Origin of the sequence: Halomonas sp. G11 (assembly GCF_001663515.1) — a bacterium.
GTDB lineage: Bacteria > Pseudomonadota > Gammaproteobacteria > Pseudomonadales > Halomonadaceae > Vreelandella.
On sequence record NZ_LYXG01000013.1, the window covers coordinates 18,601 to 32,228 of the forward strand.

The window sequence follows — 13,628 nt, forward strand, 5'->3', positions numbered from 1 at the left end:
TCCTTGGACTTAGTGGCGAGTACCGCGCAAGACAGGATCAGGTCGGCGTTTGTGATTGATGCTGCTGCTGGGTCAGCTGTTCCTGGTCCTCGGCTTGTTTGCGCATTTTCTTGCGCAGGGCGGCTTTCTCAAAGCGTAGCTGCTGCAATGGCGTTTCCAAGGCAAGTGGCGGAACACGAGCGGGTTTTCCGTCGGCGTCCACCGCCACCATGCTGAGATAGCAGCTATTGGTATGGCGAATCAGTTTTTTGCGGATATCTTCAGCCACCACCTTGATGCCAATTTCCATCGATGAGCGCCCTACGTGATTGACGCTGGCCAAAAAGGTCACCAGCTCGCCAACGTGAATGGGCTGCTTGAAAAGCACCTGATCCACCGACAGGGTGACCACATAATGGCCTGAGTAGCGACTGGCACAGGCGTAGGCCACCTCGTCGAGCTTTTTGAGAATCGCACCGCCGTGAACTTTGCCACTGAAATTCGCCATGTCAGGCGTCATCAAGACGGTCATGGACAATTCGTGCTGACCGGGCAGGGCGGTCATTGGGGTATCCGACATCGGCTCTACTCGTCTCTTGATATCCATGTAAAGCGCCTGCCGATATGGCAGGCGCTGAGGCATTACCTGAGCTTAAAACCACACCAGGCCAACCGAGATGATGGCGCCGGTGATAAACAGCTGAACCAGGCAAAAGCCCATAATATCCTTGGCTTTCAAGCCTGCAATGGCCAGAACAGGCAAGGCCCAGAACGGCTGCAGCAGGTTGGTCCAGGCATCACCCCAGGCAACGGCCATGGCAATGCGTGAAATATCCGCCCCCAGTGCTTCCGCTGCGGGCAGCATGACCGGTGCCTGAACAGCCCACTGGCCACCGCCCGAAGGCACAAAGAGGTTGACGACCCCGGCGCTGATGAACGACCAGAATGGCAGAGACGTTTCCGTGGCAAACGAGATCAGCCATTCTGACATGCTCTGTGCCAGGCCTGACTCCACCATGATGGCCATAATGCCCGCATAGAAGGGGAACTGAATGACAATGCCAGCGCCACCTTTAATGGCTTCGTGCAGGCTGTTGAGCAGGTTGCGCGGTGTGCGGTGAAGGACAATCGCCAGAAACAGGAACAGGAAGTTCACCACGTTGAGGTTCAGGCCGCCCCCACGCAGCAGGAAATGATCCGCCAGGAAAAGCAGGCCGGGAATACCGACCAGCCAGGCCAGAGACGTGCTGTTTTCCAGCTTTTCAGCCGGGCGGGTAATACGGCCTTTGGCTTCGGGCTCATCGTCCAGCAGCTTGGTATCCACATAGACGCTGTCTTTTTCGTCCGGCAGCATCAGCCGGTTGACCAGCGGAATGGAGACGAACAGGCACGCCACAATGGCCAGGTTAAAGAATGCAAACACCGTTGAACCGGTGCCGATAACGCCGATATCATCAGCGGCAAAGTGGCCCTCGGTGGCAATGGTAAGCGGAATTGACCCCGCCAGGCCCCCGTGCCAGACCACAAAGCCGGAGTAGGCGCTGGCGACCAGCAGGCGGTAATCGACGCGCACCAGGCGCGCCAGTTCCTTGGCAAACAGCGCACCCACCACCAGGCCGAAGCCCCAGTTAATCCAGCTTGCCGTCAGCGACACCAGAGTGACCAGAATAATCGCGCCGCCGGGGCTTTTTGCCGTACTGGCGAGGCGTTGCAGCAGCCGTTTGACCGGTGGCGAACTGGCCAGCATGAAGCCGGTGACCAGTACCAGCAACATCTGCATGGAGAAGGTCAATAACCCCCAGAAGCCATCGCCCCAGAAACGCAGGACGGCCAGCGGTGTCTGGCGCTCGATAGCAATCGCCGCGACAGCGGCAATCAGGGTCAGTAGCAGTACAAAGATATACGGATCGGGAAGATAGCGATCGACCATCTTCACCGCCGGTTTGGATATCATTTTCAACATGGCAGGCTCACTTTTTCATTATTAGGAAGTGCACCGCTAATATACGGGGCAACGACAGTTTTTTCATCCCAACAGGCAGGTTTGACAACTGCTTGATCAACGCCAGCGCGTAAGGCGGTAGTGGCGGTAATAGCCTATCAGGACAGCCGAGCGTACGCAGGTAAATGCCATGAAGGCGAGCCACAGGCCATGGTTGCCAAGCCCCTGGGTCAACCACCAGGTAGGCAGGTAGGCCGCCAGGCCGATAAAGATGCTGTTGCGCATGGCCGCAATGGAGGTGGTGCCGATAAACACGCCGTCCAGCAGGTAGCTCCACACGGCGATCAGCGGCATCACGACCATCCAGGGCAAGTAAGCAGCGGCGGTGGCACGCACCTCTTCAAGACCGGTGAGCAGGGCAATCAATCCATTGCCGCCGAGGGCAAACACGAGCGCGGCACCGGCGGCGGTCCACCAGGAAAAGCGCGCCGCCGCCCGGACCGTATCGGCAAACGCTGACCAGTCGTCACGGCCAACAGCACGCCCTACCAGCGACTCCGCTGCGTGGGCAAAGCCGTCAAGGGCATAACTGGTGAGCATGATGAATTGCAGCAGTACGGCATTGGCGGCGAGGATGGTATCGCCCTGGCGTGCACCCTGGGCAGTGAAAAACGCCATGGCAAACAGTAGCCCGAGTGTGCGTATAAAAAGATTGGCGTTGACGTTAAACAACGCCGCATAGGCGGAAAGCACCCCCAGGCGGCTGCGTAGAAAAGTCCCCTCGAGCTTGCCTAGCTGACGCAAGACGAGAAAGCCGCCAAACGCCAGGGCGGAATAGTCGGCGATCACGCTGGCCCACGCCACGCCGTCGCTGGTGAGGCCCAGGCCCATCACGAACCACACATCAAGCACGATATTCACGCTGTTGGTCAGCACCAGGATCATCAGCGTGACGCGGGCGTTCTGCTGGCCGAGAAACCAGCCCAGAATGGTGTAATTGGCCAACACCGCCGGGGCCGACCATAGGCGTATTTCAGCGTAGCTTCTGGCAAGCGCAGTGGCGGCCTCGCTGCCATCGAGCAGCCACAGACCGAGGGAGACAATCGGCGATGCAAAGACAATCAGCAGGCTGCCGATCACGATTGCCATGATCAGCGATTGGCCGAGCAGGTTGCGCACGTCGCTGTCGCTTTCGCGGCCGACGGCCTGGGCCACCAGGCCGGTGGTGCCCATGCGCAGAAAGCCAAACCCCCAATACAGGAAGCTGAACAGAGTAGCGCCCAGGGTGACGGCAGCCAGATAGCGGGAGTCAGGCAGGTGGCCGACCACGGCCGTATCCACCAGCCCGAGCAGCGGAACCGTGATGTTGGAGATGATGATGGGCCAGGCTAGCTGCCATATACGCACCTGATTCGCCTAGGCAGCCGTGATCAGCCGGTACTTGTGCATCAGTTGGTCGTGCGTTTCGGGGCGTTCCGGGTCAAGGGGAATGCAATCGACCGGGCAGACCTGCTGGCACTGGGGCTCATCGTAGTGGCCGACGCATTCGGTGCACAGGTTGGGGTCGATCACATAGATTTCTTCGCCCGGCGAGATGGCGTCGTTGGGGCATTCGGGTTCACAGACGTCGCAGTTAATGCACTCGTCGGTAATCATCAGGGCCATGGGCATACCTCACGGATGGCGTTCGCACTCGGGTAATGCGATTACCCGAGTGTTTTGCTCAACATTAGCGTCCTAGCCATTGTAGTGCTTACGCAACGTCTCTGCGACCTTGGGATGGACCAACAGCGATATATCGCCGCCAAGCTTGGCAATTTCCCGCACCATCGTGGAGGAGATGTAGGAGTTTTCCACCGCCGGGGTGAGGAAGACACTCTCAAGTTCCGGGTTCTGGGCGCGGTTCATGTTGGCAAGTTGCAGCTCGTACTCAAAGTCGGATACGGCACGCAGTCCGCGCAGGATAATCGTTGCCCCCTGTTCGTGCATCATGGAGGTGAGCAGATTGGAAAAACCGATCACCTCCACGTTGGGTAAGCCCGCGCAGACCTCCTGCGCCAGCTCGATGCGGGTGGCTAAATCCAGGTGAGGGTGTTTGCCGGGGCTGGCGGCGATCGCAATCACCACCTTGTCGAACATGCGGGCACCACGCTCGATCAAGTCGTAATGACCGTGAGTGATGGGGTCGAAGGTGCCCGGGTAGACGGCGATATTGACGCGCTGGTACGTCATGACGCTGGCTCCTCATCGTCCAGGCGGCCGAAAGGATTATCGCTTTCCAGCGATACCGCCTGATCATAACCGGGAATATGGATGCGATCCGCCCGAATATCCAGTTCGGGACCCTCAAGTACCGCTTCGCCAAACTGATAGCGGGGCGCGTAATGGCCTCGGTCGGCATGCTCCAGATAGGCGGCGGCATTCTCGCGAACGCTTTCGCGGCGTGTTTTCCAGGCCTGGATGGCAGCGGCGCCGTGGCGCTGCGTTAACAGGCGTTCGGTCACAGCGGGTGACAGCACAACGCCGGTCGCGTTGTTACCGCCGAACCCCTTGGCGTTGATGAGGGCGGCATCGGCGTTAAACGACTGGGCAACTGACGAAAAGCGCAGGCGGTCGGCGTAGACGTCGTCGGCCACGGCGTCCAGGGTGGGGATGCCGGGCAGTAATTGGTGGGCAAAGCTGCCCAGTGCGCTGACTAGCTGGTCACCCGCTGCGCTGCCCTGAGAGTGGCCGATAAAGGCCTTGACGGCCACCACCGGCCAGTCGTCGATGCCGTTAGCGCGGGCGATCTCATCAAAGACGTGGGATTCGGTAAGGCGGTTTTTAGGCGTGCTGGTGCCATGAGCGTGCAGGAAACTGCGCGACTTCAAGGCGTTGTCGCCCAGCATGTTACGGATCAACGACGCTGACTTGCCCAGCGTAATATAGTTGCCGATACCGGGCGCCGAAATGGACCGTTTGTAGCCGTCGGCGTTGACGAACACCTCTGGCACGGCACCCAGAATATCGGCACCCACTTCAAGGGCCAGGGCGTCGTCCATCAAGAGTACAAACTGGCTGGCCTCGGCCATGGTAAAACCACAGTTGCGTGCAAAGGGGCGACAGGCGCGCTGGTAATCTGCGTCGGTCAGCAACTCCAGCGCATCGAGCGCCTTGAGGCTGGCATCATCGGCCAGTGCGCCCATGGCCCGGAAGCCTTCGATAATCTCGGGGGTAATCGGCGCATCGGCGGTGCCGACCATCACGACTCGGCGTCGCCCGGCGCGAATATCATCGATACCCAATCGCAGATTATAGAGAAAGCTCGCGCAGGCGCCCAGCGCGGCGCCAGTGCCGCCAACGCTGCCCAGCACGTAGGCGTTCAGGAAGTCGGCGGGCATCTGGCCATAGCCTAACGGCATCTGTTTCGAGGTGGCACGCTGCCCGCTTACCAGGCTCTTTAGCAATCCTCCCCAGCCCTGTTCGTCTAGCTGGCCGATCGAGTTACCCGCATAGACGGCAATGTGGTCCGGGTTCAACTGCTGGCGAAGGTGTTCCCAGGAAAGGCCGCTGGCGCCCAGGCAGTCACTGGCCCCAAACACTGACATCGCCAGACCGCGAGGGTGATGGACGCTGCGGTAAAGGCTGGCGGGATCGAAGCCGGTCGGCAGTTGAGCGGCCGCGCGTACCTTGGGGGGCTGCGCATCGGGCAGCAGGGCGTTCATTTCGCCCGCAGGCACGCAGACGTCAACCGTGCGCAGGTCGATATCCTGGACCTGCCAGCTGCTGGGTAGCTGCTCAGGCAGCTGCCGACGGCGCAGCCGAAAGCGCAACGGCTCGGCGAGTTGCATGCTGACGTGGCGATTGGCGGGCAGCCCGGGCTCACTAAACCGCGGGTCTTCGTTGCGGCGAATTAGCGTGTGGTTGAGAACGTATTCGCGTAACGTATCCGCGGGCGCTTTGACGGACTGCCCTGTGTTGTCGTGCCACCCCTGGGGAGACGGCGAAGCCAGGCGCATCAATGCCGCCAGCCCCTCTATTGTCTGGCGTTGCTGGTCAGCAGGGAGCGCATCAAGCACGGTCCGGCGGAAGGCCTGATGGCCCGAGGTTCTGCCAGCGGGATTGATGCCGCCCATGCCGACAATCACCGGTAAGTGTGACAAGCCGGGTTCCTCGTGGTGCGGTGGTTTAAATAACAGTTATCGGCAATGCGTCACTGACAGTAAAACCTGTTGCTTATAAGCAAAGAGTCTTACCCGCCGCTTTGCACTTAATAAATATGACAAAATGCGTGTTACTGCCAATGATCATATCACCGTGCGAGCAGCGGCGTCATGCCGCAACCATGTCGGGCTGGTAGAATCGCCTTACTTTACGCGATTTATTGCGTGCTGGCCCCTGGGGGGCATGACGCGATGGTCAACGGATCCTTTTTACATGAGAGTCAATATGCAGCAGCCTTCGCGGCCGGTGGTAACCAATCAGCCAGGCCCGCACCACGATTTGGCCCGCCGGGTCAGCCGTGGGCTCACACATCCACTGCGTAAGCCGATTGCGAGCCATACCCAGGCGGCATTCGCCTCGGTAACGCAATGGTGTGAGCGCCAGACAGGCCCGCTGATACTCGATGCAGGTTGCGGCGTGGGGCTATCGACCCGGCGGCTGGCGGAGCAATTTCCTGATCACACGGTGATTGGTGTCGATCGCAGCGAGGACCGGCTCACCCGGGCCCATGGCGAGCTACCTGAGAATGCCCGGCTGGTGCGTGCCGATCTGGTCGACTTCTGGCGGCTGGCGCACCAGGCCGGGTGGGCGCCCGAGCGGCACTATCTGCTTTATCCGAATCCTTACCCCAAGGCGTCGCATTTAAAAATGCGCTGGCATGGACATCCGGTCTTCCCCACACTGTTGGCGCTGGGTGGCTTGCTGGAGGTTCGCTCAAACTGGTCGCTGTATATTGAGGAGTTCGCCATGGCAGTTTTCCAGGTGACCGGTCAGCGGGCCGAGGTCAGTGAATGGGGGCCCAGCGGCGACTATTTAACGCCGTTCGAGGCCAAGTACCATCAAAGCGGCCAGACGTTATGGCGTTTGCGTGTGGCATTGGAGTCGAGATGACATTTGTCTATTTGGTGCTGGCGATTATTGCCGAAGTGATTGCCACCAGCGCGTTAAAAGCGTCAATGGGGTTTACCCGTCCACTGCCAAGTCTTCTGGTGGTCGGTGGCTATGGGGTGGCATTCTACTTGCTGAGTCTGGTACTGCGCAGCTTGCCTGTCGGGATCACCTATGCCATCTGGGCAGGGCTGGGTATCGTACTGGTCACGCTGGTGGGAGTAGTGATTTTCGGCGAAAAGCCGGATGTGCCCGGGATCGTCGGTATTGGCCTGATCGTCGCTGGTGTAGTGATGCTACAGGTGTTTTCGAAAATGAGCGTGCATTAAGGAGAGGCGAATGTTGCGCGGCGGCTGGCAGCGTTTTAGTAGCAGTGATTGGGGATGGCGGTCAGCAGTGGGTGTGCTGAGCTTTTTGATCAGTTGCCCGTTGTGGGCTGATTTTAGCCGGGTAGGCCAGCTTCAGGATAAAGGGTTTGCCGTCAGCGCCGAGGCGCGTTTGCTGAATGCCGATGCGGCACCGCTGGCAAGCATTGAGCCGATGAGCCAGCTTTCCCCGGCATCGGTTACCAAGGCGTATCTGGCCGCTGCTGCGTTGGAGCGCTTTGGCCCCCAGCATCGGTTTACCAGTCAACTGATCAGTTCCGGGCGCGTGCAGGATGGCGTGTTACGCGGCGACCTGATTTTCGAAGGCGGCGGTGATCCCGGTCTCACCACCGAAGATATCTGGCGTTTGGTGCAACGGTTGCAGCAAGCAGGCGTGCGTCAGGTCGAGGGGGCCCTGGTTGTCAACCAGTGGCGCTTTGGCCCCGTGGACTGCATCACCACAGACCGTTGTGATGCGCTGACGCGCGTCGCCAATGCCTATAGTGCCCCTTTATCGTCGGCAGGGGTGAATTTCGGTAGCTGGTGTGCCAACGTCGCCCCGGCGTCGGTGCCCGGCAACCCGGCGCGTATATCGCTGTGCGACAGTCAGTCGCTGGGCGCCACGATTGACAATCGAGTGGTCACCAAGCCCGATAATAGCGGCACCGAGCTCAGCGCCGAACGGATCACCAACGCCGACGGCGATGTCTTTCGGTTGAGCGGGCAGATATCGACCAATGCCCGGGCACGGGATGTCTATCGTGGTGCCGGAGATGCCGCCGAGGTCACCGCCGAGGTACTGCTGGACATGCTCCGGCAGGCAGGGATCAGCGTACGCGACGGGTGGCGACTCACCTCGCTACGGCCGCCGGGGGATGCACAGCGCCTTGCCGCGGTGGATAGCAAGCCGCTGCAGGAGTTGCTGCTACGCATCATGAACTATTCGAATAATTACATGGCCGATGTGCTGGCCCTCAACCTGGTGGGGTCTCCCCAGGCACAGCTTCGCGAAGCAGGGTTGGCATTGGAGCATTTTGCCGAGAGCCTGCCGGGGCACGGGCCGCTGACGCTATACAGCGGTAGCGGGCTGACCACCGAAAACCGCACGTCGGCACATGGCATCAATGTGATGCTGACCGAGATGTTCCATGAAGGCTCGCTGTTTCCGAGTTTCATCGCGGCCTTTCAGTCACCCGCCAATGGCGTGATGCGTTTTATCCGGCGCGGTTCCGATACCTTTCAACACAACGTCATGTTAAAAACCGGTACGCTTAATCAGCCCTTCGCCGTGCGCGCCGCTGCGGGCTACTTTCGCACGGCGCAGGGGCGCTGGGGGGTATTCAGCGTGCTGGTCAACGGCAATGCCAGTACACCCTACCTGAACTGGTCGCAGGTGCTGGATCCGCTGACCAAAGATCTTGAAGCCATGATACTCGCCAATTGATGACGTTATTTTTGAGGCAATTGCCATGAAACCAGGGCATACCGGTTTGACGCATTTAGCGCACTCTACGCGCTACTCATGGAAAGGGTTGAAAGCGGCGTTCCGCAACGAATCCGCGTTTCGTCAAGAGGTAACGATTACCGCCATTCTACTGCCGCTGGCCTGGTGGATAGGCGAGGGCCCGGTGAGCTGGCTGTTATTGATCGGCAGCTGCTTTTTCGTATTGGTCGTCGAGTTGCTCAATAGCGCCATTGAAAACGTCGTTGACCGTATCGGCACCGAACATCATGAACTGTCCGGGCGGGCCAAGGACATTGGCTCGGCCGCCGTGATGCTGTCGTTGATACTCGCGGGGCTCACCTGGGGACTGTTAGGCTGGCAGAAGTTCATCGGCTAACGTATGAAGATTCCAGGGCAGCGAGGTCATTATGCAACTCAATGAAGCGTTTTTACCGTTCGATACCTTACCCAAAGCGCTTCAGCCGGTGACGAAGCAAGCATGGCAGCGGCTATGTGAGGCGCTTTCCCAGGCGGATAATGTGGCCGATATGACCGACCAGCCACGGCCATCCGCTGAGTGGCAGTCGCTGTCTGCTGAACGCCGCCAGGCCCTTTTGCGCGTGCTTTCGATCTCGAGCTTTGCCCTCGATACACTGATCCGTTATCCCGACTGGCTGGCGACGCTTGACAGTGGTGGAGAGCTGGATGTCGCGCCCTCCCGCGAGGACCAGGTCCAGTTGTTAGCCAGCGCACTGGAAAATGCCGACGACGAAGACGCCATGCACCGGGCCATTCGCCGCTTCCGGCGTGCGCGTATGCTGGGTATCGTTTGGCGAGACCTCAACCGGCCGTCGGGCTATACCATGTGGGATACCGCCCACGCGGTCTCCCGACTGGCAGAAATTTGTCTTGAAGCGGCGCTTGGCTGGCTCGAACAGTTTTATGCCCCGCGCTGGGGGCTGCCAGCCCCCACGCGCGATGGCGAGCCGCAGCGGCTAGTGGTGCTGGGTATGGGCAAGCTGGGGGCCGGCGAGCTGAACCTGTCCTCGGATATTGACCTGATCTTTGCGTTTGCTGAAAACGGCGAGACCCAGGGCGGTCGCAAGCCGCTTGAGCACCAGGAGTACTTTACCAAGCTGGGCCAGAAGCTCATCGCCGCGCTGGATGCCATGACCGCCGATGGCTTTGTCTTCCGTGTGGACATGCGTCTGCGCCCGCTGGGCGATGGCGGGCCCCTGGTGGGCAGTTTTGCGATGCTTTCCAGCTATTACCAGGATCAGGGCCGCGAGTGGGAGCGCTATGCAATGCTGAAAGCGCGTCCTGTCGCGGGGGATCTGGACGCGGGTGAGGCCTTGCTGGCCGGACTGCGCCCCTTTGTGTACCGCAAGTATCTGGATTTCGGTGCCATCGAGTCCCTGCGCGAACTGAAAGCGATGATCAATCGCGAGGTGAAACGCAAAGGCATGCAGCAAAACATCAAGCTGGGGCCGGGCGGTATCCGCGAGGTCGAGTTTGTGGTGCAGGCGTTTCAGCTGATTCGCGGTGGGCGCGACACCGAGCTTCAGGTGGCTTCCTTGCAGACGGCGCTGACACGCTTGCCAGCGCTTGGGCTGTTACCGCAGGAAGTGGTGGATGATCTGCTGCCTGATTACGCCTTCCTGCGCGATATCGAGCACGTCCTGCAGGCCCTGGAAGACCGCCAAACGCAAACACTGCCTGGCGACGAAACGGATCGTGAACGGGTCGCGTTTGCCATGGGTCATGAGGACTGGCCAAGCCTCGTGCACCAGTTGGAGGAGGCTCGCGAACGCGTCCGTCAGCATTTCGACGCGGTGATTGCCGAGCCAGAAGACGAGGTGGAAAACGAAAGCGATGAACAGACGCCGGGTCTCGAACAGTGGCGTCTGCTGTGGCGCGGCGAGCTGGAGCAGGACGAAGCCCTGGAACGCCTGGAGGAAGCCGGGTTCCAGTCGCCTGACCAGACACTCAAGCGACTGTCCCGCCTGTATCATTCGCGTCAGGTGCAAAGCATGCAGCGGATTGGCTTTGAGCGCCTGGATGCGCTAATGCCCCTGCTGCTCGACGCCCTGGCCGACAATGACACGCCGGATACCGCGCTTTCGCGCGTTCAGCCCCTGATCGAAGCGGTCCTGCGGCGCACGGCATACCTGGCCCTGCTGCGTGAAAATCCCCATGCGCTGGAGCATCTGATGCGTTTATGCGCGGCGAGTCCCTGGATCGCCGAGCAGCTGGCGCGCTACCCCATTCTGCTGGATGAATTGCTGACCCCCGATACCCTCTATACGCCAGCCGATAAAGACCGGCTGGCGGATGAACTGCGCCAGACACTGAACCGGCTTCCCGAGGATGACGAAGAAGCCCAGCTCGAAGCGCTACGGGTCTTCAAGCATGCCCAGATGCTCCACGTGGCAGCCTCGGATATCGCAGGCACCCGGCACTTGATGAAAGTAAGCGATTACTTAACTTACATCGCCGAGGTGATCCTGGATGCCGTGCTGGCGATGGCCTGGAAGCATCTCGCCGCTAAGCATGGCGTGCCCAGCGGCTGTGATTCCCGCGAGCCCGCGTTCTTGATTGTGGGTTACGGCAAGCTTGGGGGAATCGAGCTGGGCTATGGGTCCGACCTGGATCTGGTGTTTCTCCACGATAGCGATGGTCAGGGCGCCACCGATGGCCCGCGGCCCATCGATACGCCGGTATTTTTTACCCGCCTGGGCCAGCGGATTATTCATCTGCTCACGGCGGTGACCCCGGCGGGCAGCCTGTACGAGGTCGACATGCGGCTCAGGCCTTCGGGTAATTCCGGCCTGTTGGTCACCTCACTTGCCGCCTTTGCCGATTATCAGCGCCAGCACGCCTGGACCTGGGAGCATCAGGCGCTGGTCCGCGCGCGGGTGGTGGCCGGCAACGCATCGTTGGCAGACAAGTTTGATCAGTTGCGCGGTGATATTCTGGGACGCCAGCGGGATACGGCCGCCTTGCGGGAAGAAGTGGTCAATATGCGTCAAAAAATGCGCGATCATCTTGCTACCAAAAGCGGGGGAGATACTTTCAATCTCAAGCACGACGCCGGTGGCATGGTGGATATCGAGTTCTTCTGTCAATACGCGGTGTTAGCACTTGCTAACCAGACACCGTCACTCCTGACCTATAGCGATAACATCCGTATTTTAGAGGCTCTGGCAGAGAGTGGGCACTTACCCAAGGAGGAGGCGGAACAGCTTCGTGACGCCTATCTTGCGTACCGGAGCGCGACCCACCGGGCCGCGTTGACCGGTGACAAAGCGGTGGGGCTTGCCGCTGACTACGCCGAGCACCGTAATGTCGTCTCGACATTGTGGCAGCGTTTTCTGGCGCCTTGATACAGGGATACGAATGGCGATAACACGGCAGGTAAACAGCACAGAGGTGCGCGATGATCGGTAATATCCTCGGCACCTTGCTGCCCGTTTTTCTGATTGCCGGGGCGGGGGCTGCCTATGGGCGGTTTCGCACGCCGGATATTCGCAGTTTAAACACCCTGAATATGGAGCTGTTTGTCCCGCTTCTGGTGTTCGCGGTACTGGCCGACCGGCAGGCCCCGTTGGCCGATTACGCCTGGCTGGCAGGTGCGGCCATAGCGGTTGTGCTGGGCTCAGGGGTGTTGTTGTGGCCGGTTGCACGCTGGCTGGGTCTGGATATCAAAACCTTCCTGCCACCGATGATGTTCAACAACTCCGGCAACATGGGCGTGCCCCTGCTGGTTCTGGCATTCGGTGAGGAAGCGCTTCCGGCGGCGGTCGTGGTCTTTATTGTCGAAATGCTGCTGCACTTTTCGGTAGGGCTTTACATGCTCAACCCGCGCACATCGCTTTGGCATTTGTTGCGCATGCCGATTGTGGCAGCCAGCCTGGCGGGTTTGGCCGTCAACGTGAGCGGGCTGCCATTACCCGAATGGTTGCTGGAGGCAATGAACATGTTGGGCGGGGTGTGTATCCCGTTGATGTTGTTTGCGCTTGGGGTGCGGCTGCTGGATGTCGATTTCAGCGACTGGCGTACCGGCCTGCTCGGCGCCTTGCTGTGCCCACTGTCGGGGCTTGTCATTGCGCTGCCGCTGATTGTGCTGCTGCCACTGAATAGTCTTCAGGCGGCGGTGTTGCTGGTATTCGGCGCGCTACCGCCAGCCGTGCTGAACTACCTGGTCGCGGAGCAGTATCGACTGTCGCCGCACAAAGTGGCCTCAATCGTGTTGATTGGTAACCTGGGCAGCCTGGTCGTGATGCCGCTGACCCTGGCGGCTGCCTTTATCTGGCTTCATGCTCCTCAATAACGCCAGCTGCCGTGAAAAAGGGGCATTCAAGCTATCTGACATCGTCAGTTTTTCTTTTCCGTTTCACTTTTGACTTCGTACTGCCCTTCAAGAATATCCCGATGACGAGAGCCTGAAGAAGACTCGGAGTGATTGCCGCCAATGTCATGGGCCTGTTGGGCGCGCATCTGCTCCATGCGCTTTTTCATCTTGTGGCGGACAAACGGCATCATGGCCCAACCGGCCAGCAGGAAGAAAAAACCTAGCACGACGCCGACAATCATCAACATGCCAAATGCCAGCCAGGTGAAAAGCAGCTTTAAGCCACCCGCGACGCCATTGGGTTGAGTCCGTGTCGCCCGGGCGCGCCACTGGTGGGCAGCCTGCCAGGCGGCATTACGTTGATCACGATTCATGTGGGGCATGCAAGCCTCCCTCGTTTGGTGACACTGATTTGAACACACTGGTCGAGGAGAGTTCAGTCTGCCTGGCTTGGCA

Annotated in this window: 13 protein-coding genes; 6 read left to right on the forward strand and 7 right to left on the reverse strand. The window is 59.8% G+C overall.

The features are described 5' to 3' along the window. Positions 1 to 37: 37 nt before the first annotated feature. The 6 genes from ADS46_RS07325 to ADS46_RS07350 form a co-directional block, all read right to left on the reverse strand. Positions 38 to 586, reverse strand: a complete 549-nt coding sequence (locus ADS46_RS07325; RefSeq protein ID WP_420706108.1) for an acyl-CoA thioesterase — start codon at positions 584 to 586, stop codon at positions 38 to 40. 45 nt (positions 587 to 631) lie between these two features. Further along, positions 632 to 1,942 carry a short-chain fatty acid transporter gene (locus ADS46_RS07330; protein ID WP_066318231.1) on the reverse strand — a complete coding sequence of 437 codons (1,311 nt, stop codon included), beginning with the start codon at positions 1,940 to 1,942 and terminating at the stop codon, positions 632 to 634. A 96-nt stretch (positions 1,943 to 2,038) separates the two neighbouring features. Continuing rightward, the gene (locus ADS46_RS07335; RefSeq protein ID WP_066318233.1) at positions 2,039 to 3,328 is read right to left on the reverse strand and encodes an MATE family efflux transporter; all 1,290 of its coding nucleotides are present in this window, start codon (positions 3,326 to 3,328) and stop codon (positions 2,039 to 2,041) included. 9 nt (positions 3,329 to 3,337) lie between these two features. Further along, positions 3,338 to 3,586: a YfhL family 4Fe-4S dicluster ferredoxin gene (locus tag ADS46_RS07340; protein ID WP_066318235.1), complete on the reverse strand. Its 249-nt coding sequence runs from the start codon at positions 3,584 to 3,586 to the stop codon at positions 3,338 to 3,340. 72 nt (positions 3,587 to 3,658) lie between these two features. Further along, entirely contained in the window at positions 3,659 to 4,153 is a 495-nt protein-coding gene (coaD, locus tag ADS46_RS07345) for a pantetheine-phosphate adenylyltransferase (RefSeq protein WP_066318237.1), read from the reverse strand. Next, complete coding sequence (locus tag ADS46_RS07350) at positions 4,150 to 6,036, reverse strand: beta-ketoacyl synthase (protein ID WP_066318437.1); 1,887 nt, start codon at positions 6,034 to 6,036, stop codon at positions 4,150 to 4,152. Before ADS46_RS07350 ends, coaD begins: the two co-directional genes overlap by 4 nt. 313 nt (positions 6,037 to 6,349) lie before the next feature. Between ADS46_RS07350 and trmB the strand changes: the two genes are divergently transcribed. Genes trmB through ADS46_RS07380 form a run of 6 tightly spaced genes read left to right on the forward strand, consistent with a single transcriptional unit; the run spans position 6,350 to position 13,151 of the window. Next, complete coding sequence (gene trmB, locus ADS46_RS07355) at positions 6,350 to 7,015, forward strand: tRNA (guanine(46)-N(7))-methyltransferase TrmB (RefSeq protein WP_066318240.1); 666 nt, start codon at positions 6,350 to 6,352, stop codon at positions 7,013 to 7,015. Then, entirely contained in the window at positions 7,012 to 7,341 is a 330-nt protein-coding gene (locus ADS46_RS07360; protein WP_066318242.1) for a DMT family transporter, read from the forward strand. Before trmB ends, ADS46_RS07360 begins: the two co-directional genes overlap by 4 nt. A gap of 10 nt (positions 7,342 to 7,351) precedes the next feature. After that, positions 7,352 to 8,821, forward strand: a complete 1,470-nt coding sequence (gene dacB, locus ADS46_RS07365; protein ID WP_082926021.1) for a D-alanyl-D-alanine carboxypeptidase/D-alanyl-D-alanine-endopeptidase — start codon at positions 7,352 to 7,354, stop codon at positions 8,819 to 8,821. Between the two features lie 25 nt (positions 8,822 to 8,846). Continuing rightward, complete coding sequence (locus ADS46_RS07370) at positions 8,847 to 9,218, forward strand: diacylglycerol kinase (RefSeq protein ID WP_066318244.1); 372 nt, start codon at positions 8,847 to 8,849, stop codon at positions 9,216 to 9,218. Between the two features lie 31 nt (positions 9,219 to 9,249). Continuing rightward, positions 9,250 to 12,204 carry a bifunctional [glutamate--ammonia ligase]-adenylyl-L-tyrosine phosphorylase/[glutamate--ammonia-ligase] adenylyltransferase gene (gene glnE, locus ADS46_RS07375; RefSeq protein WP_066318247.1) on the forward strand — a complete coding sequence of 985 codons (2,955 nt, stop codon included), beginning with the start codon at positions 9,250 to 9,252 and terminating at the stop codon, positions 12,202 to 12,204. Positions 12,205 to 12,257: 53 nt separating this feature from the next. Then, positions 12,258 to 13,151 carry an AEC family transporter gene (locus ADS46_RS07380; RefSeq protein WP_066318250.1) on the forward strand — a complete coding sequence of 298 codons (894 nt, stop codon included), beginning with the start codon at positions 12,258 to 12,260 and terminating at the stop codon, positions 13,149 to 13,151. Positions 13,152 to 13,195: 44 nt separating this feature from the next. Here ADS46_RS07380 and ADS46_RS07385 read toward each other — a convergent pair whose 3' ends face one another. Next, positions 13,196 to 13,555, reverse strand: coding sequence for a hypothetical protein (locus tag ADS46_RS07385; RefSeq protein ID WP_066318252.1), 360 nt, complete (start codon positions 13,553 to 13,555; stop codon positions 13,196 to 13,198). Positions 13,556 to 13,628: the final 73 nt, after the last annotated feature.

Bases quoted from the DNA above. Each gene is read 5' to 3' on its own strand.
- ADS46_RS07325 (WP_420706108.1), bottom strand. From the start codon at position 586: ATGGATATCAAGAGACGAGTAGAGCCGATGTCGGATACCCCAATGACC.
- ADS46_RS07330 (WP_066318231.1), bottom strand. From the start codon at position 1,942: ATGTTGAAAATGATATCCAAACCGGCGGTGAAGATGGTCGATCGCTAT.
- ADS46_RS07340 (WP_066318235.1), bottom strand. From the start codon at position 3,586: ATGGCCCTGATGATTACCGACGAGTGCATTAACTGCGACGTCTGTGAA.
- coaD (WP_066318237.1), bottom strand. From the start codon at position 4,153: ATGACGTACCAGCGCGTCAATATCGCCGTCTACCCGGGCACCTTCGAC.
- ADS46_RS07350 (WP_066318437.1), bottom strand. From the start codon at position 6,036: ATGGGCGGCATCAATCCCGCTGGCAGAACCTCGGGCCATCAGGCCTTC.
- trmB (WP_066318240.1), top strand. From the start codon at position 6,350: ATGCAGCAGCCTTCGCGGCCGGTGGTAACCAATCAGCCAGGCCCGCAC.
- ADS46_RS07360 (WP_066318242.1), top strand. From the start codon at position 7,012: ATGACATTTGTCTATTTGGTGCTGGCGATTATTGCCGAAGTGATTGCC.
- dacB (WP_082926021.1), top strand. From the start codon at position 7,352: ATGTTGCGCGGCGGCTGGCAGCGTTTTAGTAGCAGTGATTGGGGATGG.
- ADS46_RS07370 (WP_066318244.1), top strand. From the start codon at position 8,847: ATGAAACCAGGGCATACCGGTTTGACGCATTTAGCGCACTCTACGCGC.
- glnE (WP_066318247.1), top strand. From the start codon at position 9,250: ATGCAACTCAATGAAGCGTTTTTACCGTTCGATACCTTACCCAAAGCG.
- ADS46_RS07380 (WP_066318250.1), top strand. From the start codon at position 12,258: ATGATCGGTAATATCCTCGGCACCTTGCTGCCCGTTTTTCTGATTGCC.
- ADS46_RS07385 (WP_066318252.1), bottom strand. From the start codon at position 13,555: ATGCCCCACATGAATCGTGATCAACGTAATGCCGCCTGGCAGGCTGCC.